The 25,414-nt window shown below is 62.7% G+C and carries 19 protein-coding genes; 10 read left to right on the plus strand and 9 right to left on the minus strand.

Translation table 11 applies throughout. From position 1 onward, the window contains the following. Positions 1 to 15 precede the first annotated feature (15 nt). From ampD to SC318_RS04320, 4 genes are all read left to right on the plus strand, one after another. Positions 16 to 579 (plus strand): 1,6-anhydro-N-acetylmuramyl-L-alanine amidase AmpD, encoded by a 564-nt coding sequence (gene ampD / locus SC318_RS04305; protein ID WP_320429787.1) that lies wholly within the window; start codon positions 16 to 18, stop codon positions 577 to 579. Continuing rightward, positions 576 to 1,412, plus strand: coding sequence for a regulatory signaling modulator protein AmpE (gene ampE, locus SC318_RS04310; protein ID WP_320429788.1), 837 nt, complete (start codon positions 576 to 578; stop codon positions 1,410 to 1,412). The genes ampD and ampE overlap by 4 nt, the downstream gene beginning before the upstream one ends. 1,471 nt (positions 1,413 to 2,883) lie before the next feature. Beyond that, a complete protein-coding gene (locus SC318_RS26975; protein ID WP_413817633.1) occupies positions 2,884 to 3,588 on the plus strand; it encodes a methyl-accepting chemotaxis protein in 705 nt (234 codons plus the stop codon). A 125-nt stretch (positions 3,589 to 3,713) separates the two neighbouring features. Beyond that, positions 3,714 to 4,142, plus strand: a complete 429-nt coding sequence (locus SC318_RS04320; RefSeq protein WP_320429791.1) for a hypothetical protein — start codon at positions 3,714 to 3,716, stop codon at positions 4,140 to 4,142. Here the strand turns inward: SC318_RS04320 and SC318_RS04325 are convergent. Both SC318_RS04325 and cra read right to left on the minus strand, forming a co-directional pair. After that, positions 4,089 to 4,865, minus strand: coding sequence for a TatD family hydrolase (locus SC318_RS04325; RefSeq protein WP_320429792.1), 777 nt, complete (start codon positions 4,863 to 4,865; stop codon positions 4,089 to 4,091). The two genes, SC318_RS04320 and SC318_RS04325, sit on opposite strands and share 54 nt — an antisense overlap. A gap of 2 nt (positions 4,866 to 4,867) precedes the next feature. Beyond that, positions 4,868 to 5,863 carry a catabolite repressor/activator gene (gene cra / locus SC318_RS04330; protein ID WP_320429793.1) on the minus strand — a complete coding sequence of 332 codons (996 nt, stop codon included), beginning with the start codon at positions 5,861 to 5,863 and terminating at the stop codon, positions 4,868 to 4,870. 294 nt (positions 5,864 to 6,157) lie between these two features. Here cra and ptsP point away from each other — a divergent pair, with 294 nt between their 5' ends. The 4 genes from ptsP to SC318_RS04350 all read left to right on the plus strand — a co-directional run bounded on the left by ptsP (position 6,158) and on the right by SC318_RS04350 (position 13,395). Then, complete coding sequence (gene ptsP, locus SC318_RS04335) at positions 6,158 to 9,016, plus strand: phosphoenolpyruvate--protein phosphotransferase (RefSeq protein WP_320429794.1); 2,859 nt, start codon at positions 6,158 to 6,160, stop codon at positions 9,014 to 9,016. Next, the gene (gene pfkB / locus SC318_RS04340) at positions 9,017 to 9,937 is read left to right on the plus strand and encodes a 1-phosphofructokinase (protein ID WP_320429795.1); all 921 of its coding nucleotides are present in this window, start codon (positions 9,017 to 9,019) and stop codon (positions 9,935 to 9,937) included. Positions 9,938 to 9,948: 11 nt separating this feature from the next. Continuing rightward, the gene (locus SC318_RS04345; protein ID WP_320429796.1) at positions 9,949 to 11,661 is read left to right on the plus strand and encodes a PTS fructose-like transporter subunit IIB; all 1,713 of its coding nucleotides are present in this window, start codon (positions 9,949 to 9,951) and stop codon (positions 11,659 to 11,661) included. A 192-nt stretch (positions 11,662 to 11,853) separates the two neighbouring features. Then, positions 11,854 to 13,395 (plus strand): alkaline phosphatase D family protein, encoded by a 1,542-nt coding sequence (locus SC318_RS04350; protein ID WP_320429797.1) that lies wholly within the window; start codon positions 11,854 to 11,856, stop codon positions 13,393 to 13,395. Positions 13,396 to 13,467: 72 nt separating this feature from the next. Here the strand turns inward: SC318_RS04350 and SC318_RS04355 are convergent, their stop codons facing one another. Together SC318_RS04355 and SC318_RS04360 are read right to left on the minus strand one after the other, a co-directional pair. Beyond that, positions 13,468 to 15,993, minus strand: a complete 2,526-nt coding sequence (locus tag SC318_RS04355; RefSeq protein ID WP_320429798.1) for a PepSY domain-containing protein — start codon at positions 15,991 to 15,993, stop codon at positions 13,468 to 13,470. Between the two features lie 132 nt (positions 15,994 to 16,125). Further along, positions 16,126 to 18,411, minus strand: a complete 2,286-nt coding sequence (locus SC318_RS04360; RefSeq protein WP_320429799.1) for a TonB-dependent receptor — start codon at positions 18,409 to 18,411, stop codon at positions 16,126 to 16,128. Positions 18,412 to 18,617: 206 nt separating this feature from the next. Here SC318_RS04360 and SC318_RS04365 point away from each other — a divergent pair, with 206 nt between their 5' ends. Further along, positions 18,618 to 19,298: a Fe2+-dependent dioxygenase gene (locus tag SC318_RS04365; RefSeq protein ID WP_320429800.1), complete on the plus strand. Its 681-nt coding sequence runs from the start codon at positions 18,618 to 18,620 to the stop codon at positions 19,296 to 19,298. Position 19,299: 1 nt separating this feature from the next. Next, positions 19,300 to 20,049, plus strand: a complete 750-nt coding sequence (locus SC318_RS04370; protein ID WP_320429801.1) for a tetratricopeptide repeat protein — start codon at positions 19,300 to 19,302, stop codon at positions 20,047 to 20,049. A gap of 70 nt (positions 20,050 to 20,119) precedes the next feature. Here SC318_RS04370 and SC318_RS04375 read toward each other — a convergent pair whose 3' ends face one another. From SC318_RS04375 to SC318_RS04395, 5 genes are all read right to left on the minus strand, one after another. After that, positions 20,120 to 21,283 (minus strand): type III PLP-dependent enzyme, encoded by a 1,164-nt coding sequence (locus SC318_RS04375; protein WP_014716890.1) that lies wholly within the window; start codon positions 21,281 to 21,283, stop codon positions 20,120 to 20,122. Positions 21,284 to 21,757: 474 nt separating this feature from the next. Then, positions 21,758 to 22,915: an osmoprotectant ABC transporter ATP-binding protein OsmV gene (locus SC318_RS04380; protein WP_005784718.1), complete on the minus strand. Its 1,158-nt coding sequence runs from the start codon at positions 22,913 to 22,915 to the stop codon at positions 21,758 to 21,760. Continuing rightward, positions 22,912 to 23,565 carry an ABC transporter permease gene (locus SC318_RS04385; RefSeq protein WP_034102123.1) on the minus strand — a complete coding sequence of 218 codons (654 nt, stop codon included), beginning with the start codon at positions 23,563 to 23,565 and terminating at the stop codon, positions 22,912 to 22,914. Before SC318_RS04385 ends, SC318_RS04380 begins: the two co-directional genes overlap by 4 nt. A gap of 11 nt (positions 23,566 to 23,576) precedes the next feature. Then, entirely contained in the window at positions 23,577 to 24,473 is an 897-nt protein-coding gene (locus tag SC318_RS04390; protein ID WP_320429803.1) for a glycine betaine ABC transporter substrate-binding protein, read from the minus strand. A gap of 19 nt (positions 24,474 to 24,492) precedes the next feature. Continuing rightward, on the minus strand, positions 24,493 to 25,209 hold the full coding sequence (locus SC318_RS04395; RefSeq protein WP_124385112.1) for an ABC transporter permease: 717 nt from the start codon (positions 25,207 to 25,209) through the stop codon (positions 24,493 to 24,495). Between the last annotated feature and the right edge of the window lie 205 nt (positions 25,210 to 25,414).

Here is a 25,414-nt window from a genome sequence, read left to right on the forward strand (position 1 = left end):
ACTCAAGGAGCCTGTATGCAGTTGGACCCCGTCAGCGGTTGGTTCGAGGGCATCCGCCATTGCCCTTCGCCCAACTTCAACGAGCGCCCGGCAGGCGAGATATCGCTGTTGGTGGTACATAACATCAGCTTGCCACCGGCGCAGTTCGCCACCGGCAAAGTCCAGGCGTTTTTCCAGAATCGCCTGGATGTTTCGGAACACCCCTACTTTGAAGGGATTGCCAGCCTACGGGTGTCTGCGCATTTTCTGATTGAGCGCGACGGCACGATCACGCAATTTGTGGCCTGCCAGGACCGGGCCTGGCATGCAGGTGTGTCCAGCTTCGACGGGCGCGAAGTGTGCAATGACTTCTCACTGGGGATCGAGCTGGAAGGCACGGACGAGTTGCCGTTCACCGATGCCCAGTACGAGGCGCTGATTGACCTTACCCGTCAATTGCTCGCCGCCTACCCGGCGATCACCCCCCAACGCATCTGCGGTCACAGCGACATCGCCCCAGGCCGCAAGACCGACCCGGGCCCGGCTTTTGATTGGAAGCGCTTTCGCAGCGCGCTGCAGGATGGAGGACACACACAATGAGTTTCCTGGTGCTGGTACTGGCGGTGTGGATCGAGAAGTTCTCGGCCCTGCGTCAGCGGTTGCAGCGTGACGGCGGGTGGCTGCGAGAGCTCGCCAAGCTTGAGTCGAGCCCGCGCATGGGCAAGCGGCCCTGGCTGATCCTGTTGATACTGGTGGCACTGCCCGTGGCGTTGCTGGGCTTGTTGCTGCTGGTACTGGAGCCGGTGGCCTATGGTTTGCTGGCACTGCCGGTGCACTTGCTGGTGGTGATTTACAGCCTGGGCCGTGGCGATCTGCTGGCAGGGCTGGGACCGTTTCGTGACGCCTGGCGCCGTGGCGATCTGCAAGCCGCCGAGCACGTGGCCGAACGTGACCTGAAGCTGGGTGCCGACAGCGGCGAACAACTGCTGGAACGTGTTCAAGGCCATCTGTTGTGGCAGGCGTACCAGAGCTTTTTTGCAGTGATTTTCTGGTATTTCCTGCTCGGTCCAGTGGCCGCTCTGGCCTACCGCCTGCTGGCGCTGGCCAGCGAACACAGCCAGAACCCCCTGGTGTCCGAGCGCGCCACGCAATTGCGGCATGCCTTTGACTGGCTACCGGTGCGCCTGCTGGCGGCGAGCTTTGCCCTGGTGGGTAACTTCGTCGCGGTCAGCCGGGTGATGCTCCACGAATTGCTGAGCTGGGATATCAGCGCTGCGCAGTTGGTGGAGAAAGTCGGCCTGGCCGCCGCGGAGATACCGCCGCCAGTGGTGGGCGCGGAGGGCATTGTCAGTCTCGATCGCTTGTGGGAGCTGCTGCTGCGCGCGGCGGTGCTGTGGTACGCCGGGTTTGCGATCTGGACCGTGTTGCCCTGAGCACTTCGGCAGGGGCCACACCCCTGCCGTTAACCTTACGTTACAAAACTCCCTTTCAAATTGAGCTATACAGGCGGAGCGCCAAATAGTGGCTATCTGCCGCCGCCCTGCGCCTCAATAAAAATAAAAGAAAGGGAGATCGCCCGTGAAGAGCTTGCTCTATCCCGCTGTCGCGCTGATGAATCGCCTGAGTTTCGGCATGAAGTTCAGCCTGATCAGCGTGCTGTTCCTGCTGCCGATGCTGGCGACCAACTATTTTCTGGTGCGTGACGCCTGGGCTGAGTTCCAGGGCACCCGCATCGAACTGCAAAGCCTGGATCTGCTCGGCAGCAGCCTGGTGGTGCGGCGCGAGCTGGAAGCGCTGAATAACCAGGTGCAGATCAATGCGACCCTCGGCCAGTCGGGCAAGGCCGGCGACCTTGAAGCCAGGATCGGCGCCCTGGAGCAGAACGTGCTCAGCCGCGTGCAAGGGCTCAGCGCGATGACTACCCAGCCCGAGCAGGTGGCGGCCTTCGACACCAAGCGCGACGAACTGATCGCCGCGTTCAAGGCTCAGCAGCAGGAAACCTCACTGCTCAACAAAAGCGCGTTGATCGGCAAGTTGCTCAACCAGGCCCAGATACTCAGCCAGATCATCGCCAGTCAGTCCGGCTTGAGCCGTGACTCGCAGAGCGACCTGCGCCAGCTCAGCGACCTGATCACCGCCGTCACTCCACAGGTCACTCAGCTGTTGGGGGAGGGCCGTGCGATGGGCGCGTATTCCCTGGGGCAGGGCTTTATCAATTCTTCCTCCAGCACACGGTTTGACGAACTGTTACAACAGCTGGAAAAACTCCAGGGCGAATATGCCTTGAAACTGCAGGATGCGCTCGGCGCCAGCCATGCCGCGCAGGCGGCACTCGACAGCGCGGCGCAGGCCAGCCGGACCAGCCTCAAGCAGGGCGCAGAGGTGTTCGAAGAACAGGTGGTGGTGGCTGAGACCCTGGACACACCCTGGCAGGGCTTCTACGACACCGTCAGCCAACTGATGGCCAAAACCTATCAACTCGACGACGCCACCCTGACATTCCTCAAGCAGCAACTGGAGCAACGCCTGGCCCAAAAGCGCCTGCACATGGTGCTGCTGGTCACGGCGCTGGCCGCGGTGTTTGCCCTGATTTTCTATCTGTATGCCGGCTTCTACGCCTCCACGCGCAGCACCTTGCGCAGCCTCGGGGCGATGATGGACAAGGTGGCCGCTGGCGATATGACGGTCAGCTTCGTTGCCCAAAGCCGCGATGAGCTGGGTGATCTGGGCCAGGTATTCAATGGGACTGTAGCCAGGATCCACGACCTGATCGAACGCGTCGGGCACACCGTCTCCCAGGTCGAACTGCAAGCCGGGCAAGTTCAGGCTGTTTCAGCACAGAGCAATCAGGCGGTGTCCGGCCAGCGCAGCCAGATCGAGCAAGTGGCGACGGCGATGAACCAGATGTCGTCCACCGCCCAGGAGGTCGCGCGCAGCGCCGCGGCCGCCGTCAGCAGTGCCCGCAGTGTCAACGACGAAACGGTCAGCGGCCGTGGGCTGGTGCAGTCCCAGCAGGGCAGCATCGCGCGCCTGGCCTCGGAAATCGATGAATCGGTGCGCGTGATCAACCAGCTCGCTGCCGACAGCCAGTCCATCAGCGGCGTATTGGAAGTCATCAAGAGCATCGCCGAGCAAACCAACTTGCTGGCCCTGAACGCGGCGATCGAGGCCGCGCGTGCCGGTGAGCAGGGGCGTGGATTTGCCGTGGTGGCCGATGAGGTGCGCACCCTGGCTCGGCGTACCCAGCATTCCACCGAAGAAATCGAACAGATGATCGGTCGCTTGCACAGTGGCGTCGGCGCAGCGGTAAAGGCCATGGGCGCCAGTCATGACATGGCCAATGGCACGGTAGGGCAGTCGGAAAAAGTCCAGCAGGCCCTGGAGAACATCCTGGGTGCGGTAGGCATGATCGTCGATCAGAACCAGCAGATCGCCGCCGCCGTGGAGCAGCAGACGGCCGTCGCCCATGAGATCGATCAGAACATCGTCGCCATCAATCGTGCGGGTGAACATGCGGCGCAGGGTGCCGACCAGACCGAAGCGGCCAGCCATCAGTTGTCGCAGCAGGTCAGGGAATTGAAGCAGCTGATTGGCGCGTTTCGCGTGTAGGAATTATCGTTCGGATAGGATCCGGTTCGGCGTGGTGTTTGTCCTGATTTCGCAGGCGGCCTTTCAATGCACCGTGGATAGGCGACAATTTTGTCACCTGGTCACGGTCTCAAGGAGGCACGGCGATGGCCGCTGTAATCGGCATCAAAGGGCATTGCGCCCAGTGCGACATGACGTTTGAACTCAAGCCCTGGCAACTGAACGCCATTGCCATCGATGAACCCTTTGTCTGTACGTATTGCCATGCCTGCCTGCAGCTGTGTTGCCAGAAACAGCTGCGTCAATTCCGCGCCCTGGACCATTGGGCGTTGGTGCGGCCAAGCATGATCATGCTGACCTGCGCGACCCTGCTGGGGGCGCTGCTGGCTGAGTGGCTGGGGCTGATCAGTGTGATCGGGCAGTTCAATATTTCGCTGATGACGCTGCTGATCCACTTTCTGGTGCTGCGCTACACCCGTCATCGGCAAAAGATGACATTGAATCTGCAAGCCGTCAGCCGGCTACCACTGGAACAACTCGCACGCGTTGCGTGTGCTCGCCTCAGCCAGCCGTGAAGCACTGATGTCCATCCGCTCGGCCAGGGCGGCGCAGATAGCCGGCAAGTGCTGCGGGCTGTTGCGCTGGCCCGGGTACATGGCCGGGGCCATATCCGGCGCGTCGGTTTCCAGCACCACGGCGTCCAACGGTAATTGGGGCAGCACCTTGTGCATGCGCAGCGCCTGCGGCCAGGTGGCGGCGCCGCCCAGGCCCAGCTTGAAGCCAAGCCTGATGTACTCGAAAGCTTCCTCCCGGCTGCCGGCGAACGCATGGATGATGCCGCCCCGCGGCACCCGAATGCGCTTGAGCGTGGAGATCACCGCCGCGTGGCTGCGGCGTACGTGAAGCAAGGCCGGTAGCTGGAAATCCACTGCGAGTTGCAACTGAGCCTCGAACAGCGCTTGCTGGCGTTCACGGTCCAGGTGCTGCACAAAGTAATCCAGGCCGATTTCGCCCACGGCGCACAGTTGTCGGTGGCCATGCAGGCGCGTCAGCCAGTCGCCCAACTCCAGCAAATCGGCGGGGCGGTGCTCATCGAGATACACCGGGTGCAGGCCGAAGGCGGCGAACAAGCCTTTATCCGCCGTCACTAAATCCCACAATCGTTGCCAATTGCGCTGATAAACACCGAGCACCACCATGCGCCGCACACCGAGTTCACGGCTGTGGGCGAGGACCTGCGCACGATCACTGTCGAAGTCGGCAAAGTCCAGGTGCGTGTGGGTGTCGATCAGCTCCACGCTCAGGCCTCGTGAATGCGCTGCTTGAAGGTTCGGCTGATCCCGTGCACGCCGGGCTGGTAGTGTTCTTCTTCGATGGCGGCCAGGGCCAGGCGCAGCGCGGTCTCGGCGATCAGTTGATGCTGCTGGGCCATGGCATTGACCGGCAGCGGCAGGAAGTCCAGCAACTGGGTATCGCCGAAGGTGCCCAGGCGCAGGGGACGCGACTTGAGAGGGAAGTCGTGCAGCGCGTCGAACACGCCTTGCAGCAGCACGTAGGAAGTGGTCACCAGCGCGTCAGGCAAGTGCCCCAAGCGCTGCAGTAATTGCTCCATCAGCTGTCGGCCGCACTCTCGGCTGAAGGCTTCGCCCTGTTCGATGATCACCTCACCGGTGAAACCATCCAGGGCTTCACGGAACCCCGCGGCACGTTCCTGGCTGATGCTCAGCTCCGGGCGTGCGCCGATCAGTGCGATTTGCTTGGGCAGCGGTTGCAGCAGGCTGCTGGTGAGTTGCTGGCAGGCCTGGCGGTCGTCGCTGACCACCGAACAGAACTGGCTGGGCTCCATGACCCGGTCGATGGCGATCACCGGCAAGCCTTTGGCTTGCAGCTCGCGATAGCTGTCGTCGCTGTCCGGCAGGCAGCTGGCGACAAACAGCGCATCGCAACGCCGCGCGCGGAACAGTTGCAGCAGCTGGCGCTCGCTGTCGGCCTCATCATCGGAGCTGGCGATCAGCAATTGGTAACCGCGCGCCCGCGCCCCTTGTTCGAGCAATTTGGCAATCCGTGCGTAACTGGGGTTTTCCAGATCCGGCAGGATAAAGCCCAGGGTGCGCGTGTGCCGGCTGCGCAAGCCGGCGGCTTGTGGGTTAGGCGTAAAACCATGGGCTTGAACCACGGCCCGCACGCGCTCCACCGTCGCGTGACTGATGCGCTGTTGTTCGGCCTTGCCATTGATGACATAGCTGGCGGTGGTTACGGACACACCGGCCAGGCGTGCGATATCACTGAGTTTCAAACCGGGTTTTCCTTGTTTTTTAGAGCGTGCCCCGACATTTTGTCCAATCCTAACCGATTCCAGCCTGCGACCAATGTGCCACAGCAGGCGCCGAGTGGCCCTTCAAGCTTGCGCAATTACCGCGTAATCTGCCATAAATTCTAGATTAAACGTTTCAGCAAGCGTATTTTTACGATGTTCGCCGCTGAGTGGCTACTGCCAATTGACTGCTCAGTCAGTTGTTTTCGAACACCGCTAAGCTGATTTATTCAAAACAATACCTAGTGCGCACCTCGCACTAACTAGGAGAACGGCATGCTCGAGCTCACTGTAGAGCAGATATCCATGGGCCAGGTGGCGGTGGATAAATCTGCTGCCTTGCACCTGCTCGCTGACAAACTGGTGGCCGATGGGCTGGTCGCCGACGGCTATCTCAGTGGCTTGCAAGCCCGCGAAGCCCAAGGCTCGACCTTTCTCGGCCAAGGCATCGCCATTCCACACGGCACCCCGGAAACCCGCGACCAGGTATTTTCCACCGGCGTGCGCCTGCTGCAATTTCCCGAAGGTGTGGACTGGGGCGACGGCCAGGTGGTGTACCTGGCGATCGGCATCGCCGCCAAATCCGACGAACACCTGCGCCTGCTGCAACTGCTGACCCGCGCCCTGGGTGAAACCGACCTCGGCCAGGCGCTGCGCCGTGCCGGTACCGCCGAGGCCTTGCTCAAACTGCTGCAGGGCGCGCCGCAGGAGCTGGCCCTGGATGCGCAGATGATCAGCCTGGGTGTGTCGGCCGATGATTTCGAGGAACTTGTGTGGCGCGGCGCGCGCCTGTTGCGCCAGGCCGATTGTGTAAGCAACGGGTTTGCTGCGGTGTTGCAGCAAGTCGATGCGCTGCCCCTGGGCGATGGCCTGTGGTGGCTGCACAGCGAGCAGACGGTCAAGCGTCCGGGCCTGGCGTTCGTCACGCCGGACAAACCCATGCGCTATCTGGGCCAGCCGCTCAATGGCCTGTTCTGCCTGGCCAGCCTGGGCGAAGCGCATCAGGCGTTGCTTGAGCGCCTGTGCGCCTTGCTAATCGAAGGGCGCGGCCAGGAATTGGGCCGCGCCACCAGCAGTCGCGCAGTGCTTGAAGTACTGGGTGGCGAACTGCCGCCTGATTGGCCCAGCGCCCGCATCACCCTGGCCAACGCCCACGGTCTGCATGCGCGCCCGGCGAAGATCCTCGCCCAACTGGCCAAGGGCTTTGACGGCGATATCCGCGTACGTATTGTCGACGGCCCGGTCGGCGCAGTGTCGGTGAAAAGCCTGAGCAAACTGTTGAGCCTCGGCGCACGACGCGGCCAGGTGCTGGAGTTTATCGCCGAGCCGACCATCGCTGGCGATGCGCTGCCTGCCCTGTTGGCTGCGGTTGAAGAAGGCCTGGGCGAAGCGGTCGAGCCGTTGCCGACGGTAAGCGCCCAGCCTGCCAGCGTCGATATCGAACCGGTGATCAGCGCGCCGCCGCCGGGCAGCCAGATCCAGGCGATTGCCGCCGCGCCAGGGATCGCCATCGGCCCCGCGCACATCCAGGTGCAACAGGTCTTCGACTACCCCTTGCGCGGCGAGTCCTGCGCCGTCGAGCGCCAGCGCCTGCACAGCGCGCTGGGTGAGGTACGTCGCGACATCGAAGGCCTGATCGCACGCAGCACCTCCAAGGCCATCCGCGAAATTTTCATCACCCACCAGGAAATGCTCGACGACCCGGAACTCACCGACGAAGTCGACACCCGCCTCAAGCAGGGCGAAAGCGCTGAAGCCGCCTGGATGAGCGTGATCGAAGCCGCCGCCAGGCAGCAGGAGTCGTTGCAGGATGCCTTGCTCGCCGAGCGCGCTGCCGACCTGCGCGACATTGGTCGTCGTGTATTGGCGCAACTGTGTGGCGTCGACACCGCTCAGGAGCCCGATGAACCTTACATTCTGGTGATGGACGAAGTCGGCCCGTCGGACGTCGCACGCCTGGACCCGGCTCGCGTCGCCGGGATCCTCACGGCCCGTGGCGGCGCCACGGCCCACAGCGCCATCGTCGCGCGTGCCCTCGGCATTCCGGCATTGGTTGGTGCCGGGGCAGGGGTGTTACTGCTCGACGCCGGCACGCCGTTGTTGCTCGACGGCCAGCGCGGGCGCTTGCACGTCGACCCCGACGCCGCCACCCTGCAACGCGCCACGGTCGAGCGCGACACCCGCGAACAACGCCTGCAAGCCGCGTCAGCGCAACGCCACGAACCGGCGCTGACCCGCGACGGCCATGCCGTGGAAGTGTTCGCCAACATCGGTGAAAGCGCAGGCGTTGCCGCTGCGGTGGAGCAGGGCGCCGAGGGCATCGGCCTGCTGCGCACTGAACTGATTTTCATGGCCCACCCGCAAGCGCCGGACGAAGCGACCCAGGAAGCCGAATACCGCCGCGTGCTCGACGGCCTCGACGGGCGGCCGCTGGTGGTGCGCACCCTCGATGTGGGCGGCGACAAACCGCTGCCGTATTGGCCGATTGCCGAAGAAGAAAACCCCTTCCTCGGGGTGCGCGGCATTCGCCTGACCCTGCAACGCCCGCACATCATGGAAGCGCAATTGCGCGCACTGCTGCGTTCGGCCGATAACCGCCCGTTGCGCATCATGTTCCCCATGGTCGGCAGCGTGGATGAATGGCGCGCCGCCCGCGACATGACCGAGCGCCTGCGCCTGGAAATCCCGGTGGCGGACCTGCAATTGGGGATCATGATCGAAGTGCCGTCGGCCGCGCTGCTGGCGCCGGTACTTGCCAGGGAGGTCGACTTTTTCAGCGTCGGCACCAACGACCTGACCCAGTACACCCTGGCCATCGACCGTGGTCACCCGACATTGTCGGCCCAGGCCGATGGCCTGCATCCGGCCGTGCTGCAGCTGATCGACATCACCGTGCGCGCCGCCCATGCCCATGGCAAATGGGTCGGTGTGTGCGGCGAGTTGGCGGCCGATCCGCTGGCGGTGCCGGTGCTGGTCGGCCTGGGGGTGGATGAGTTGAGCGTGTCGGCGCGCAGCATCCCCGAAGTGAAGGCGCGGGTGCGTGAGTTCAGTCTGAGCCAGGCCCAGGGCCTGGCGCAAAAAGCACTGGCGGTGGGTTCTCCCGCCGAGGTGCGTGCTTTAGTGGAGGCCGTGTAAATGGCAAGGATTTTGACCCTGACGCTGAACCCGGCGTTGGACCTCACGGTACGCTTGGCGCGCCTGGAACCCGGCGACGTCAACCGCAGCGAAACCCTGCTCACCCATGCCGCCGGCAAGGGCGTGAACGTGGCGCAGGTGTTGGCGGACCTCGGCCATCAGGTGAGTGTCGGCGGCTTTCTCGGCGCGGATAACCCCCAGGCGTTCGAGGCGCTGATCGCCAGCCGCCAGTTTGGCAACGCCTTCATCCACGTGCCGGGCGAAACCCGCAGCAACATCAAGATCGCCGAGCAGGATGGCCGGGTGACCGACATCAATGCACCGGGGCCGCTGGTGAGCGAGCAGGCGCAAGATGCGCTGCTCCAATTGATCAGCGCCATTGGGGGCGAATTCGACGCGGTGGTGGTCGCCGGCAGCCTGCCGCGCGGCGTCAGCCCGCAGTGGTTTCAGCATCTGCTCGAACTGTTGAAACGCCTGGGTCTGAAAGTGGCCCTCGACACCAGTGGCGAAGCACTGCGCGCCGGTTTGAAGGCCGGCCCCTGGATGGTCAAACCCAATACGCAGGAACTCGCCGAAGCGCTGGACAACGCCCCGGATGCCATCCGCCAGTTGCATCAACAGGGTGTGGAACATGTGGTGGTCTCCGACGGCGCAGCAGGCGTGACCTGGTACCGCTCGGGTACGGCCCTGCATGCCACGCCGCCGACGGTGACGGTTGCCAGCACCGTAGGCGCCGGCGATTCATTGCTGGCCGGCATGCTGCACGGCTTGCTCAGTGGCGACACGCCCGAACAGACCCTGCGCCGCGCCACGGCGATTGCCGCGATGGCGGTGACGCAAATCGGTTTTGGCATCAGCGATGACGCGCAGTTGACGCGCCTCGAAAGCGGCGTCGATGTGCGCCCGCTGACAGAACAATAAGAGGGTTTGTGATGAAATTAGCCATTGTTACCGCATGCCCGAACGGCATGGTCACCAGTGTGCTGTGCGCCCGCTTGCTGGACGCCGCGGCGCAGCGTCAGGGCTGGAGCACCAGTGTTGAAGTGGTGGATGTGCAACGCCCGCAGAGCCAGCTGTCCCAGGCGACCATCGATGACGCCGAGTGGGTGTTGCTGGTCAGCAGCACGCCGGTGGATATGCAGCGCTTTGTTGGCAAGCGTGTATTCCAGAGCACCCCCGCTCAGGCGTTGGCGGATGTCGACGCGGTGTTGCGCCGGGGCGCCGAAGAGGCGCAAGTCCAGGTGGCGAGCCAGGCAACTGCCCAGCAGGCGCCGCGCATTGTTGCCATTACGGCTTGCCCTACCGGCGTGGCCCACACGTTCATGGCCGCCGAGGCCTTGCAGCAGACCGCCAAGCGCCTGGGCTATGACTTGCAGGTCGAGACCCAGGGCTCGGTCGGTGCGCGTACGCCGTTGAGCCCGGAGGCCATCGCCAACGCCGACGTGGTGCTGCTGGCGGCAGACATCGAAGTGGCCACCGAACGCTTCGCCGGCAAGAAAATTTATCGTTGTGGCACCGGCATCGCCCTCAAGCAATCCGAAGCCACGCTGAACAATGCGCTGGCCGAGGGCGCGGTGGAAAACGCGGCCAGCGGTGCGGTGGCCAAGTCGGAAAAAACCGGGGTGTACAAACACCTGCTCACCGGGGTGTCGTTCATGCTGCCGATGGTGGTGGCGGGCGGCTTGTTGATCGCCTTGTCCTTCGTGTTCGGCATCCATGCCTTCGAGGAAAAGGGCACCTTGGCGGCGGCGCTGAAAACCGTCGGCGACCAGGCCTTCATGCTGATGGTGCCGCTGCTGGCGGGCTATATCGCGTACTCGATTGCCGACCGTCCTGGCCTGGCGCCGGGCATGATCGGCGGCTTGCTCGCGGGCACACTGGGGGCCGGTTTCATTGGCGGGATCTTCGCCGGTTTCCTGGCCGGCTACAGCGTCAAGCTGATCTCACGCGCGGTGCGATTGCCGCAAAGCCTGGAAGCCCTCAAGCCGATCCTGATCATTCCGTTGCTGGCGAGTCTGTTCACCGGCCTTGCGATGATCTACCTGGTGGGCCCTCCGGTGGCGCGGCTGCTGACGGGGCTGACGGATTTTCTCAGCACCATGGGCACCACCAACGCGGTGCTGTTGGGCATCCTGTTGGGCGGCATGATGTGTGTCGACCTGGGCGGGCCGATCAATAAGGCGGCGTATGCGTTTTCCGTCGGGCTGCTGGCAGCGTCGAGCGGTGCGCCGATGGCCGCGACCATGGCGGCCGGCATGGTGCCGCCGATCGGCATGGGCATCGCCACCTTCCTGGCCCGGCGCAAGTTCGCCCAGACTGAACGCGAAGCCGGCAAGGCCGCGATGATTCTCGGGCTGTGCTTCATTTCCGAAGGTGCCATTCCGTTTGCGGCCAAGGACCCATTGCGGGTGATCCCGGCCAGCATTGCCGGGGGTGCGCTGACGGGGGCGCTGTCGATGTACTTCGGTTGCAAACTGGCTGCGCCTCACGGTGGGTTGTTTGTGCTGGTGATTCCGAATGCGATGAACCATGCGCTGCTGTACCTGCTGGCGATTGTGGCCGGCAGTGTGCTGACCGGGTTGGTGTATGCGCTGATCAAGCGTCCGGAAGCGGCGGAACTGAAGGTCACTGCTGCCACTGTTTGATGAGGTTTGAAAATGTGGGAGGGGGCTTGCCCCCGATAGCGGTGTGTCAGCTACCCATAGGCTGGCTGATACACCGCCATCGGGGGCAAGCCCCCTCCCACATTTGATCTTTGGTGTTTGTTGGGTCGGTGTCATAACTGTTTCATCGCCGCATGCTTAAGTGGCCCTTTTGATACTCAAGAGGGCACCCGCATGAGCCACTTCGACCTCGGCCGTCGCCGTGTAATGCAAGCTGTCGGCGCCGGCCTGCTGCTGCCGGGCCTGGCGCCGGCGGTGATTGCCTCGGTCAAGGACCGCCCGCAGCTCACCGACGGTGTGCAGTCCGGCGACCTGCTGGGCGACCGGGCGATGATCTGGAGCCGCAGCGACCGCCCGGCGCGGATGGTGGTGGAGTGGGACACCCGCAGTGTGTTCAGCAACCCGCGCCGATTCGTCTCGCCCCTGGCCGATAACCGCAGTGATTTCACGGCCCGCGTCGAACTCACCGGGCTGCCCGCCGACCAAGCGATTTTCTATCGTGTGCATTTCGAAGACGCCCAGACCGGCATCGCCAGCGAGCCATGGTTCGGCCACCTGCGCAGCGTGCCGCAACAGCGTCGCGACATTCGCTTTGTGTGGAGTGGCGACACCGTCGGCCAGGGCTTCGGCATCAACCCGGACATCGGCGGCATGCGCATCTATGAGGCCATGCGCCTGCGCCTGCCGGACTTCTTTATCCACAGTGGCGACACCATCTACGCCGACGGCCCGGTGCCGGCGCAACTGACCACCGAGGGCGGGCGCATCTGGCGCAATATCACCACCGAAGCCAAGAGCAAGGTCGCCGAAACCCTCGATGAGTATCGTGGCAACTACCGTTACAACCTGCTGGACGAAAACGTGCGGCGCTTCAATGCCGAGGTGCCGCAGATCTGGCAGTGGGACGACCACGAGGTGATCAATAACTGGTCATCGAGCAAACAGTTGGACGAGCGTTACCAGACCCGCGACATCAATACCCTGGTCGGCCGGGCACGCCAGGCCTGGTTGGAATATTCGCCGATGCGCCGACAAAGCGCCGACGGAGGCGGGCGGATTTATCGCAAGCTCAGCTATGGGCCGCTGCTGGATGTGTTCGTGCTGGACATGCGCAGCTATCGCGGGCCTAACGACGACAACCTGGGCGGCGAAAAACCCTTCCTTGGACGCGAGCAACTGGACTGGCTCAAGCGCGAACTCAAGGCCTCCCAGGCGCAGTGGAAGGTGGTCGCGGCCGACATGCCGATCGGGCTGGGTGTGCCGGACGGTGAGGTCAGCCCTGGCGTGCCACGCTGGGAAGCCATCGCCAACGGCGACCCCGGCGCGGCCCAGGGGCGTGAGCTGGAAATCGCCGAGCTGCTGGGGTTCCTGCGGGTGCACAAGGTGCGTAACCATGTGTGGCTGACCGCTGACGTGCACTATTGCGCCGCGCATCACTACCACCCGGATCGGGCGGCGTTCCAGGATTTCGAACCGTTCTGGGAGTTTGTCGCGGGGCCCTTGAATGCCGGCAGCTTCGGGCCCAATTCGCTGGACAAGACCTTTGGGCCGCAGGTGATGTTCGAGAAAGCGCCGCCTGCGCAAAACACCTCGCCGTTTGCCGGGTTTCAGTTTTTTGGCGAGGTGCAGATTGATGGGCAGACGGCGGAGTTGACGGTGATCCTCCGAGACTTGGACGGCGTCTCGGTGTTCGAACAAAAACTGCAGCCCGTCTGACTTGGAACACTGTAAAAACTGTGGGAGGGGGCTTGCCCCCTCCCACATTTGATCTTCAGTGGCTGTGAGGGATCAGTACACATCCCGGCGATAGCGGCCTTGTTCGATCAGGCGCTCCACCGCTTCACTGCCGAGGATATCCATCAGCGCCTGGTCCACACCGGTGGCCATTCCCTGCAAACTGCCGCACACATAAATCGCCGCACCCTCGGCCAGCCATTTGCGCAACACATCCGCTGACTCACGCAGGCGATCCTGCACGTAGATTTTTTCGGCCTGATCCCGCGAGAACGCCAGGTCCAGCAGGGCCAGGTCACCGCTGGCCAGCCAGCCTTGCAGCTCTGCCTGGCACAGGTAGTCGTGGGCGATATGTCGCTCGCCGAACAGCAGCCAGTTACGCTGCTGACCGTCGGCAATGCGCGCCTTGAGCAAGCTGCGCAGGCCGGCCAGGCCAGTGCCGTTGCCCAGCAGGATCAGCGGCACCGGCGCGTCGGGCAGGTGGAAGCCGCTGTTGCGGCGCAGGCGCAGGCTGATGCCCGCGCCGATGGCGGCGTGTTCGGTCAGCCAGCCGGAACCCAGGCCGAGGCTGCCGTCCGCGTGCCGCTCCTGACGCACGATCAGCTCCAGCACGCCGTCGCTGGCAATCGAGGCGATGGAGTATTCCCGCTGGCTCAGCGGTATCAGCGCATCGACCAGGGCCTGGGCGTGCAGGCCGACCAGGTGCGTACGGTTCTCCGGCAGTTGGCGCGTGGCCAGGGCCTGGTTGAGCGTTTGCGAAAGGCCTTCGATCAATACGCCGTCGCTGCCCGCAAGGCCAAGCCCTTCCAGGAAGTGTTCGACGGCCTGCGGGCCATTGCGCGGCAGGATTTCCACCAGGTCGCCGGCCAGCCAACTGACCGGTGCGGGCGGCGTGAGGCCCAGCAGGTACACGGGGGCGCCGACGCTGCCAGGGTTGAGCAGGCTGCGTTGGCTCAGGGTCCAGGTTTCAAACCGGGCCGCTTGCCAGGCCGCAGCCGGCGCGTGACCGGTAAGCTGGCCGAGCTGTTGTTGCCAGGTCAGCAAGGCGTCGGTATCGCCGCTGTCGACCTCCACTGGCGCAAACAGCGGGTTGCCACCCTGGTGGGTCAGCCAGAAATGCAGGCGCCGGGCAAAGCCGCAAAAGTGCTCGTACTGCCGGTCACCCAAGGCCAGCACCGAGTAGTTCAAACCCTTGAGCGACACATCCTGACCCAGCACGCTGCGTTCAAAGCCACGGGCGCTGTCCGGCGCTTCACCGTCGCCGAACGTGCTGACCACGAACAGCGCATTTTCCGACTGGCTCAGGTCGTGCTGGCTAAGACTGCCCAGGGGCTGAACCTTCACGGGCAATCCTGCCGCCTGCAACTGTCCGGCCGTCTGCCAGGCCAATTGTTCGGCGAAACCGCTCTGGCTGGCAAAGCCGATCAACCAGGCCGGGGCATCGCTTGCGTGGGCTTCAAGACCCTTGCGCGCGTCCCTGACCTGGCGTTTCTTGCGGCGTCGATCAAGGTAGAGCAACCAGCCGGTAATGAAGAACAGCGGCATGCACAACGCGCTCACGGTGAGCACAATCCGTCCCACCAGGCCCCAGTAGCTGCCGGTGTGCAGGGCATAGACGCTGGTCAGCAACTGCGCCTTGTAGCTTTTGCTGGCGTAGCGTTCATGGGATTTGACCTCGCCGGTGGCCGGGTCCAGGTTGATCTGGTTCAGCGCACGGTCATGGGGCGAGTCTTCCAGCAGGTAAAACACCGTGGCCGGTTGCCCGGCGACGGCCGGCATGCGGATGTTGTAGGCGCTCAAGCCCGGGCCGGCGTTGCTGTAGATGCTGCTCCACATCGCTTCGTAGTTGGCCACGGGTGCCGGGCCTGCGGGCGGCGGGCCGCGCTTGCGCATGCGCTCGTTCTGCGGCGCATCGGAGAGCAGTTGGGTCACGCCACGGTTGAACCAGTCATAGGACCAATACAGCCCGGTCAGCGCGGCCAGCACGTAGAACAGCAGGCACCAGGTGCCGAACACCGAGTGCAGGTCCCAATTGAAGCTGCGGCCCTTTTTGCGCCAGTCCAGGGTCAACCACACGCGCCAGTTGGTGACCTGGCGCGGCCAGCGCAGGTACAGGCCGGAAAGGCAGAAGAACAGCAGGATCAGGGTGCAGGCGCCGGTGATGTTGCGGCCGGTGTCGCCCATGGCGAGGAAGCGGTGCAACTGCAGGATAAAGCCGAAGACATCCTGGCCGACGGCGTCGCCCATGTAATCGCCGGTATACGGGTCGAAGTAGCGCATCTGGCCACGGCGCTCGCCCGGTGGCGGGGTGAAGGACACACGGCCGGCGTTGCCGCTTTCGCTTTCCACCCACAGCATCGCGACGGTCTTGCCTTCGGTAGCTTCCAGCTTACGTACCAGCTCGGCGGGCGGCAGTACACCCGCCTCACGTTTTTGCACGTTCAAGACCGTGGGGTTGAGCGCCCGCAGGATTTCATCCTGGAACGAGTACGCAGCCCCGGTGACCCCCATCAAGGCCAGCACCAGCCCGGCCGTGATGCCGAAGAACCAATGCAACTGGAACAGGGTTTTCTTCAACACGTCGGAGCGCCTCGCTTAGCTGATATCTGGGTCACGGCGCGCATTATGCCGTGGGTTATCAAGAAAAATTCTGTTTTACACACAAAAGCCCCACGCATCCGATGCGTGGGGCCTGGCGAGCATTGACTGCTTTTAGAAGTGGAAGCTGGTGGTCAACAGCGCCGTGCGACCGGCCGCCTGGTTGGCGAAGTGCGTGGAGAAGGCCTTGTCGTAGTAGGTTTTGTCGGTCAGGTTCTGCACGTTCAACTGCAGGTCGACGTTCTTGGTCAGCTTGTAGCTGGCCATGGCGTCGTAGCGGGTGTAGGACGGCACGTACACGGTGTTGCCCGCATCGCCGTAAACCTCGTCGACATAGAAGGCGCCGCCGCCGATGGTCAGCTTGGGCGTGAGGTCGTAGGTGGTCCACAGGCTGAAGGAGTTCTTCGGCGTGTTGGGCATCTGGTTGCCTTTGTTGGAACCGGCGCTCACTACACCGTTACGCCCGTTGAGACCGGATTTGACCAGTTCGCTGTCCAGGTAGGTGTACCCGGCGAACACTTGCCAGTGCTCGGTCAGCTTGCCGCTGGCGGACAACTCAACGCCATCGACCTGGGATTCACCGGCGTTCTCGTAGGTGAGGGCATCGACCAGCACGCGGGTGTTTTTCTTCTCGGTACGGAACACGGCAGCGGTCAGGGACAGGCGGTCGTGGAACAGGTCCCACTTGGTGCCCAATTCGTAGTTGACGGTTTCTTCAGGCTGCAGGTCGCTGGTGGCGGCACCGGCAGACAGCGGGTTGCCGTCGGAACCTTCGCCCACCAGGCCGCCAGCTGGCGTGGCTGATGTCGCGTAGGAGGCGTAGATGCTGCCATTGTCCAAAGGCTTCCACACCAGGCCTGCCTGCCAGTTGAAGAACTGGCTGTCATCCTTGATTTTGCTGCGCCCGGTGGCGGCGTTGGTGTTGGCTTCGGTGTCGAAGGTGTCGTAGCGCAGGCCCACGTTCAACAGCCATTTCGGGTCCAGCTCGATGGTGTCGAACACATAGGCCGCGCGGCTGGTGGCCTTGGTGTTGGTGCCGTTGTAGTTGCGCGCGACGCTGCCGTTCCAGGCATCGTCCGGGTTCGGGTTGCTCAGCGAGGTGCACTGGCCGCCCAGGCTGCCCTTGGCCACGGTGCAAACCGGGTTGGCGTTGGGGCTGACGGTGTAGCCGCTGACACGGGTTTCTTCACCGGTGAATTCCAGGCCGGTGGAATAGGTGTTCTTGAAACCCAGCGCCTGGAAGCTGCCGAACAGGTCGGTCTGGTTGGTGGTCGTGGTGGTGGTGGATACACGGCTGTTGGCGCGGCGCCACACGGTGCCGAACTTGTTGACGTTGAGCTTGCTGTCATCGGGCTGGGTGAGCACGTAGTCTTGGCCGGTGCTGCCGTGGCGCAGGGTGTTCTTCAGCGTCATGTTGTCGTTCAGGTCATGCTCGATGGAGAAGGTGCTGATGTCGGCGCGGGTCTTGCGGAAGTCGCGGCTCTTCAACCCGTAGAAATTGTTGCTGTCGCCGCCGTCGTTGGGTTTGTCGTGCACGTGGGCGGTGGCGGTCGCCGAACCGTAGCCATAGGGAACACCGGAGTCCGGCAGGTCGTCGCTTTCCATGTGGTAGTAGCTGAGGTTGACGCGGGTCGGTGTGCCCAGGCCGAAGGTCAGCGACGGCGCCACACCCCAACGGTCATAGTTCACCGCGTCGCGGCCGGCCACGTTCTGTTCGTGGCTCATCAGGTTCAGGCGGAACGCGGCGCTGTCGTCGAGGAACTGGCGGTTAACGTCCAGCACATAGCGGCGGGTCTGGTCGGAACCGTAGGTGAAGCCGCCATTGGTGAAGTCCCGCGCTTGCGGGGTTTTGCTCACCAGGTTGAGGCTGCCACCGGCTGAGCCACGCCCGCCGAAGGACGAGTTCGGGCCCTTGCTCACTTCGATGGACTCGATGTCGAAGATCTCACGGCTCTGGCCGCCAGTATCGCGCACGCCGTCCAGGTAGGTGTCGCCCTGGGCGTCGAAACCGCGGATGAACGGACGGTCGCCCTGGGGGTTGCCGCCTTCACCGGCGCCGAAGGTAATGCCCGGTACGGTGCGCAAGGCATCCTGCAGCGAGGTGGCGGCGGTGTCCTTGAGCACTTGCTGCGGGACAACGGTGACCGAGCGCGGTGTGTCTACCAGCGGTGCGGTGTATTTCTGCGAAGAGGCTTTTTCCACTTGGTAGGAGGGGGTTTCCTGCTCCTGACCGGTAATGTTGGTGGCGCCGAGGGAAATAGGAGTGCGCTCGCCTTGTGGTTCGGTATTTTCAGCCGCCTGCGCCAAATGGGCGGCAGAGCTGGCGCTGAGGGCAACGCCGATGGCCGAAGCCAGCATGCGTGGTGAACTGGCGGTTGTTGTTGGTTTAGTGCGCGACATGACGTGTCCTTTCCCCAAGGATGTGAGGTCGCGGAATATAGGGGTAACAAGACTTTCTATCAATTGCGATACATTGCTATTCGCATTGAATTTACATTCTTTACACTTTTGGCTTACGGTTTTTGCGCGCTGGTTCGTCCCGGCGTTTTACAGGGAGGATAAGAATCAATACCATTGGCGCCTCTCCGATCTCAGGTATTGCCCCCATGTTGCTGCACATTCCCGGCCTGTTCTCTCGCGAGGAGGTGCAGCGCATTCGCCAAGCCCTGGAAGAAGCCGAATGGGCCGACGGCAAAGTCACCGCCGGGCACCAATCGGCCAAAGCCAAACACAACCTGCAATTGCCCGAGGGCCATCCGTTGGCCAAGGAAATCGGCGCGGCGATGCTCGAGCGCCTGTGGAGCAACCCGCTGTTTATGTCAGCGGCGTTACCGCACAAGGTGTTTCCGCCATTGCTCAACTGTTACACCGCGGGGGGGAGTTTCGACTTTCATATCGACAACGCCGTGCGCCAACCCAAAGGCAGCCACGAGCGCGTGCGCACCGACCTGTCATCCACGCTGTTCTTCAGCGACCCCGACGAATACGACGGCGGCGAACTGGAGATCCAGGACACCTTCGGTCTGCAGCGCGTCAAGCTGCCCGCTGGCGACCTGGTGCTGTATCCCGGTTCCAGCCTGCACAAGGTCAATGCGGTGACCCGCGGTGCGCGCTACGCCTCGTTCTTCTGGACCCAAAGCCTGGTGCGTGAAGACAGCCAGCGCACCCTGCTGTTCGAAATGGACGGCGCCATCCAGCAACTGAGCCGCGACGTGCCCGACCACCCGGCGCTGATCCAGCTCACCGGCACCTATCACAACCTGTTGCGTCGCTGGGTCGAGGTCTGAGATGGGGTTCCTGCTGCGTCGCCAGGAAGTGCTCAATGTCGAGCAGCTGCAATCGATGCTCGACGATTCCCCGGTGCGCGCTGCCCAGGCGATCCTGATCGCGGCGCGGGAAGGTGTGGTGGACGCCCAGGCCCTGCTCGGGCAGATCCTGCTGGAAGGACGTGGCATCGCCCGCGATGAAGCGCTGGCGCTGCGCTGGTTTCGTATTGCCGCGCAGGGCGGGCACTTGATGGCGCGCAATATGGCTGGGCGTTGCCTGGAGCACGGTTGGGGCTGCGCGGCCGATGAAGCGGCGGCTGCGCGGGAATATCGGCTGGCAGCAACGGCCGGGTTGGATTGGGGGCAGTACAACTATGCCAATCTGCTGGCAACCGGTCGCGGAGTCGCTGAGGACCAAGTTCAGGCACTGGCGCTGTATCGCCAGGCCGCCGAGCAGGGCCACGCCAAGTCGATGAACCTGCTTGGGCGTTACCTGGAAGACGGACAGCATTGCGCCAAAGACCTCGAGGCGGCTGTCGAGTGGTATCGCCGTTCAGCCCACGCTGGGGATTTCCGCGGGCAATTCAGCCATGCGGCGGTGCTGGCCGACAGCGGCCAGATCGACGCGGCGCTGGAGTGGTTGCACAAGGCGCTGGCAGGCGGGAATCGCACATTCCTGCGAACGGCACACAAGGCGTTGGCACTGGCGGATGATCCGCGAATTCGCGCCATGGCCCAGGCCTACCAACAACGAGCCGCGGCCTTTTCCTGAGCCATAAAAAAGCCCATGACAGGTCATGGGCTTTTTCTTGCAGCTTGCAGCTTAAAACTTAGCGCTGCTCTTAAACATAAAACGATTTCAACGGCGGAAACCCGTTGAACTCAACCGCGCTATAGCTGGTGGTGTAGGCACCGGTCGACAGCCAGTACAAACGGTCACCGATCGCCAGGTTCAGCGGCAGGCCGTACTTGTAGTTTTCGTACATGATGTCGGCGCTGTCGCAGGTCGGGCCGGCGATGACCACTTCTTCCATCTCGCCTTTCTTCTCGGTCCAGATCGGGAACTTGATGGCTTCGTCCATGGTTTCGATCAGGCCGGAGAACTTGCCCACATCCGTGTACACCCAGCGCTCGACGGCGGTGCGCGACTTACGCGCCACCAGCACCACTTCGCTGACCAGGATGCCGGCGTTGGCGATCAGCGAGCGGCCGGGTTCCAGGATGATTTCCGGCAGGTCGTCACCGAAGTCTTCCTTGAGGAAACGGATGATTTCTTCCGCGTAGGTTTCCAGGCTGTTGGTGCGGGTGATGTAGTTGGCCGGGAAGCCACCGCCCATGTTGATCAGCTTCAGGTGGATGCCGTCTTCTTCCTTCAGGCGTTCGAAGATCACTTTGACCTTGGCGATCGCCGCGTCCCACACGCTGATGTCGCGCTGCTGGGAACCGACGTGGAACGAGATGCCGTAAGGCACCAGACCCAGGTCACGGGCAAGGATCAGCAGGTCCATGGCCATGTCGGTCTGGCAGCCGAACTTGCGCGACAAAGGCCAGTCAGCCGTGGTCGAGCCTTCGGTGAGGATGCGCACATAGACTTTCGAGCCCGGCGCGGCCTTGGCGATGTTGCGCAGGTCGGCTTCGGAGTCGGTGGAGAACAGGCGCACGCCTTTCTCGTAGAAGTAGCGGATGTCCTTGGATTTCTTGATGGTGTTGCCGTAGCTGATACGGTCGGCGCTGACGCCGCGGTCCATGACCTTGTCCAGCTCGTAGATCGACGCGATGTCGAAGCTCGAACCCTTGTCTTTCAACAGGTCGATGATCTCGACGGCCGGGTTGGCCTTGACCGCGTAATACACCTTGGCGAATTCGAAACCGGCGCGCAGGTCATCATAAGCCTGGCTGATCATCGCGGTGTCGATCACCACGAACGGGGTTTCCTGTTTGTCGGCGAACGCCTTCATTTTGTCAAAAGTGGCGCGTGCGAAGTAGTCTTCGACGTTGATCGACATGCTGGGAACTCCTAAGGGCAAACTGTAATTAGCAATGGGTGCAAATGAACGTCCTCCGTATCCCCACTTTGGTTCGCCTACTTCCCAAGGCATGTCGCCGAAAGCAAAAAGGCCATGGGCTACGCTGCCCTTGGCCTTGCTGTCTCGTCGTCAGTACTTGAGCCGGATGGATCGTTTCCAGCATGGACGTTCGGCGCGAACTTTAGGGCTTGACGGGCGTGGGATCAACTAAAAATGTCGCGTTTTTGCACGCGTTCGTCGCGCGACCGCGTGCAGCTCCTTATGTAACCGACCGGTGTGACGGATTGATGTTCCCCGCAGGGGGGAAATTGGGAGTACCTACTTGATTCACCACAGGGCAAATGTGGGAGGGGGCTTGCCCCCGATAGCGGTGTGTCAGCCAATACTTCAGTGACTGGCCCGCCGCAATCGGGGGCGAGCCCCCTCCCACATTTTTAACCTCTGGGTGTCAGGTCAGGCCAGGGCGGTCTCGGCAGGCGAAACGATACTGGTCTTGCCCCCACGCGACTTGCCGGAGCTCAAGTACTCGGCAATCGACTCCTGGGTCACTTCACCCAGAAACACCCGCTCGGCATCCATCACCGGCAACCACGAACGGTTGAACTCGTACATGCGCGACAACAGGATGCGCAGGTGTTCGTCATACGCCGCCGTGGCGTTGAACTCACGCAGATACTGGCCGCAGGTACCGGTCTGACGGTGCAAGTCACGACGGCGTACATAGCCCAGCGCCTTGTTCTCGGCGCAGGTGACCACCACATAGCGGCGGTCGTGCTCGTCCATCAACTCCAGTGCATCGGCCACCGGCGTTTCCGGGCTCACCGACGGCGCGTTGTCTGCCGCATCTTCGGCCTTCACCAGCAGCAGGCGTTTGAGGGTGCTGTCCTGGCCGACGAAGTTGCTCACAAACTCATCCGCCGGGTGGGCCAGCAGCGTATCGGGATGGTCGATCTGCAGCAGCTTGCCGGCGCGGAAGATCGCAATCTTGTCGCCCAGCTTGATGGCCTCGTCGATGTCGTGGCTGACCATGATCACGGTCTTGTTCAGCGCACGCTGCATCTCGAAGAACTCGTTCTGGATCATCTCGCGGTTGATCGGGTCGACCGCGCCGAACGGTTCGTCCATCAGCAGCAAGGGGGCATCCGCCGCCAGGGCGCGGATCACGCCGATGCGCTGTTGCTGGCCACCGGACAGTTCACGCGGATAACGGTGCAGGTACTGCTTGGGCTCCAGCTTGATCATGCTCATCAGTTCGCGAGCGCGGTCGTGGCATTTCTGCTTGTCCCAACCGAGCAGCTTGGGCACCACCACGATGTTCTCTTCGATGGTCATGTTCGGGAACAGGCCGATTTGCTGGATCACGTAGCCGATATTGCGGCGCAGGGTCACTTCGTCGAGGTCGGTGGTGTCTTCGCCGTTGATCAGGATCTTGCCCGAGCTTGGCTTGATCAGGCGGTTGATCATTTTCAACGTCGTACTCTTGCCGCAACCCGAAGGGCCGAGGAATACGCAAATTTCGCCTTCGTTGACGGTCAGGCTTACATCGTTGACGGCGGTGACAGTCTTGCCGTTGCTTTGAAAAGTCTTGGACAGGTTTTGAAGTTCGATCATTTGAGCAATCCTTTTGGAGTCAGCGAGCGTTGCAGCCATTGCAGGAGCAGGTCGGCGAAAATGGCCAGGAGACTGACCAGCACGGCGCCGACGATCAGCATCGACATGTCGCTGCGGCTGATGGAAGCCAGAATAAGTACACCCAGGCCACCGGCGCCGATGGTGGCGGCGATGGTCATCACACCGATGTTCATCACGACGGCGGTGCGCACGCCGGCGAGGATCACCGGCACGGCAATCGGCAGTTCGACCATGCGCAGGCGCTGGCCAAAGGTCATGCCGATGCCCTTGGCGGCCTCGCGAATACCCGGTTCGACACCGGTGAGCGCCAGGTAGGTGTTACGCATGATTGGCAACAGCGAGTAGAGAAACACGGCGGTGATCGCCGGCATCGGTCCCAGGCCCTGGCCGAACTTGGAATAGAACGGCAGCAGCAGGCCGAACAGCGCGATGGACGGTACGGTCAGCAGCACCGTGGCACTGGCCTGCAGCGGGCCGGCCAGGGTGGGGAAACGCGTCATCAGGATGCCCAGGGGCACGCCGATCAGGATCGCGAGGATGACCGCGATGCCAACCAGGGTGATGTGCTGCCAGGTCAGGTGCAGGACTTGGGCCCAATCAAGGTGGGAAAAGGCGTTCAAAAATTCCATGTCTTTTCCTCTTATTGATTGATCGGATGCTGGCGCAGGAAATCTGCGGCAACAGCGGACGGGCTTTCATGGTCAACGTCGACCCGCGCATTCAGCTGGCGCATGGTTTCGTCATCGAACAGCGCGGCCAGCGGCTTGAGCTCGGCAGCCAGTTGCGGGTGCTGGTCGAGGTATTCCTGGCGGATCACCGGGGCGGCGGTGTAGTCCGGGAAGTAGTGCTTGTCGTCTTCCAGCAACTTCAACTTGAAGGCGTTCAGGCGACCGTCGGTGGTGTAGACCAAACCGGCAAACACTTGGCCATTGCGCAGCGCGGTGTAGACCAGCCCCGCGTCCATCTGCCGGGTGTTTTTGCGCGTAAGGTTCATGTCATACAGCTTGACCATGCCGGCCAGGCCGTCGGAACGGTTGGCGAACTCGGTGTCCAGGGCGACCAGGCGATGTTCCTGGGTATCGGCGGCCATGGCGCGGGTGAGGTCACTGATGCTGTTGATCTCGGGATGTTCCTGCGCGACTTTCTCCGGCAATGCCAGGGCGTAGGTGTTGCTGAAGCGCGACGGCGACAGCCAGACCAGGCCTTTTTTCGCGTCGAGTTCCTTCACCCGCGCGTAGGACTGGGCGCTGTCGAGTTTCTCGTCGATGTGGTTGTACGCCACCAGCGACACGCCGGTGTATTCCCAGATCAGGTCCAGCTGACCGCTTTCCTGAGCACTGCGCGCCAGGTTACTGCCCAGGCCACCGGTCACCTGGGCGTCGTAGCCCTTGGTGCGCAGGTACTGGGAGGTGATTTCGGCCAGCAGGGTCTGTTCGGTGAACACCCGGGCGCCGATGCGGATCAGCGGTTTTTCAGCGGCTTGCGCAATACCTGCAAACAGCAGGACGCAGCCGAGTACCAAGCTTAGTTTTTTCATGTCGATTCCTTACCAGGCCTTAAGACGGGCGCAACCCGCGTTCCAGCCAGAGGCGGCTGGCCAGGGTCACCAGGCCATCGAGCAGCAGTGCCAGCAGTGCGGTGCACGCGGCGCCGAGCAGCAGTTGCGGCTGATTGTTCAGGGCGATGCCGGGGAAGATCAGGCTGCCGAGGCTGTTGGCGCCGATCAGGAATGCCAGCGGTGCGGTACCGACGTTGATCGCCAGGGCCACACGCACGCCACCGATAATGATCGGCACGGCGTTGGGCAATTCCACGCGAAACAGCACCTGGCGCGGCGTCATGCCAATGCCGGTGGCGGCTTCCTTGAGTGAGCCCTGCACATTTTTCAGGCCCTCGTAGGTGTTACGCACGATGGGCAGGAGGGAGGCGAGGAACAGCGCGAAAATCGCCGGGCCGCTGCCGATGCCGAGGACGCCGAGGGCGATGGCCAGTACGGCCAGGGGAGGGACGGTGTTGCCGATGTTGAAGATCTGCATGAAACGTTCTGCGCGCCCGACCATGTTCGGTCGGCTGAGCAGGATGCCAGCGGGGAGGCCCACAATCAGGGCGGCCAGCATGGACACTAAAACCAGAATCAGATGAGCTTGCAGGTAAAACAACAAATCGTCGCGGTACAGTTCGATCGTGTTGATGCCGATCCAGTGGACCAGCAGGGCCAGGAGCGCGACGACAACCGCGCCTCCTATCAGCCCTTTGCCATAGCGAATAGCCACAGGCGGACTCCTTTTTTCTTTTGTCGGCGAACACATTTCCGAGCGGCAATGCCATTCCTGGCTGTCGGCAATGAGTTCGCGAAAAGCAGCTCGCCGATACTGGCAAATGCAGTATGCGATCGAGCCATGAGCGCAGCCTCGTCAGGCTAACTTGCTGATTTTTCAGCCCCTGTTCCGAGTGCGTTAGCAGGGGAGTGGACGTCTC

It is taken from the genome of Pseudomonas sp. MUP55 (assembly GCF_034043515.1).
GTDB lineage: Bacteria > Pseudomonadota > Gammaproteobacteria > Pseudomonadales > Pseudomonadaceae > Aquipseudomonas.

Excerpts from the sequence above, each read along its gene's own strand:
- SC318_RS04360 (WP_320429799.1), bottom strand. The coding sequence starts at position 18,411 with ATGTCGCGCACTAAACCAACAACAACCGCCAGTTCACCACGCATGCTG.
- SC318_RS04390 (WP_320429803.1), bottom strand. The coding sequence starts at position 24,473 with ATGAAAAAACTAAGCTTGGTACTCGGCTGCGTCCTGCTGTTTGCAGGT.
- ampE (WP_320429788.1), top strand. The coding sequence starts at position 576 with ATGAGTTTCCTGGTGCTGGTACTGGCGGTGTGGATCGAGAAGTTCTCG.
- SC318_RS04365 (WP_320429800.1), top strand. The coding sequence starts at position 18,618 with ATGTTGCTGCACATTCCCGGCCTGTTCTCTCGCGAGGAGGTGCAGCGC.
- SC318_RS04350 (WP_320429797.1), top strand. The coding sequence starts at position 11,854 with ATGAGCCACTTCGACCTCGGCCGTCGCCGTGTAATGCAAGCTGTCGGC.
- ptsP (WP_320429794.1), top strand. The coding sequence starts at position 6,158 with ATGCTCGAGCTCACTGTAGAGCAGATATCCATGGGCCAGGTGGCGGTG.
- SC318_RS26975 (WP_413817633.1), top strand. The coding sequence starts at position 2,884 with ATGTCGTCCACCGCCCAGGAGGTCGCGCGCAGCGCCGCGGCCGCCGTC.
- SC318_RS04380 (WP_005784718.1), bottom strand. The coding sequence starts at position 22,915 with ATGATCGAACTTCAAAACCTGTCCAAGACTTTTCAAAGCAACGGCAAG.
- SC318_RS04345 (WP_320429796.1), top strand. The coding sequence starts at position 9,949 with ATGAAATTAGCCATTGTTACCGCATGCCCGAACGGCATGGTCACCAGT.
- pfkB (WP_320429795.1), top strand. The coding sequence starts at position 9,017 with ATGGCAAGGATTTTGACCCTGACGCTGAACCCGGCGTTGGACCTCACG.
- ampD (WP_320429787.1), top strand. The coding sequence starts at position 16 with ATGCAGTTGGACCCCGTCAGCGGTTGGTTCGAGGGCATCCGCCATTGC.
- SC318_RS04375 (WP_014716890.1), bottom strand. The coding sequence starts at position 21,283 with ATGTCGATCAACGTCGAAGACTACTTCGCACGCGCCACTTTTGACAAA.
- SC318_RS04385 (WP_034102123.1), bottom strand. The coding sequence starts at position 23,565 with ATGGAATTTTTGAACGCCTTTTCCCACCTTGATTGGGCCCAAGTCCTG.
- SC318_RS04370 (WP_320429801.1), top strand. The coding sequence starts at position 19,300 with ATGGGGTTCCTGCTGCGTCGCCAGGAAGTGCTCAATGTCGAGCAGCTG.
- SC318_RS04320 (WP_320429791.1), top strand. The coding sequence starts at position 3,714 with ATGGCCGCTGTAATCGGCATCAAAGGGCATTGCGCCCAGTGCGACATG.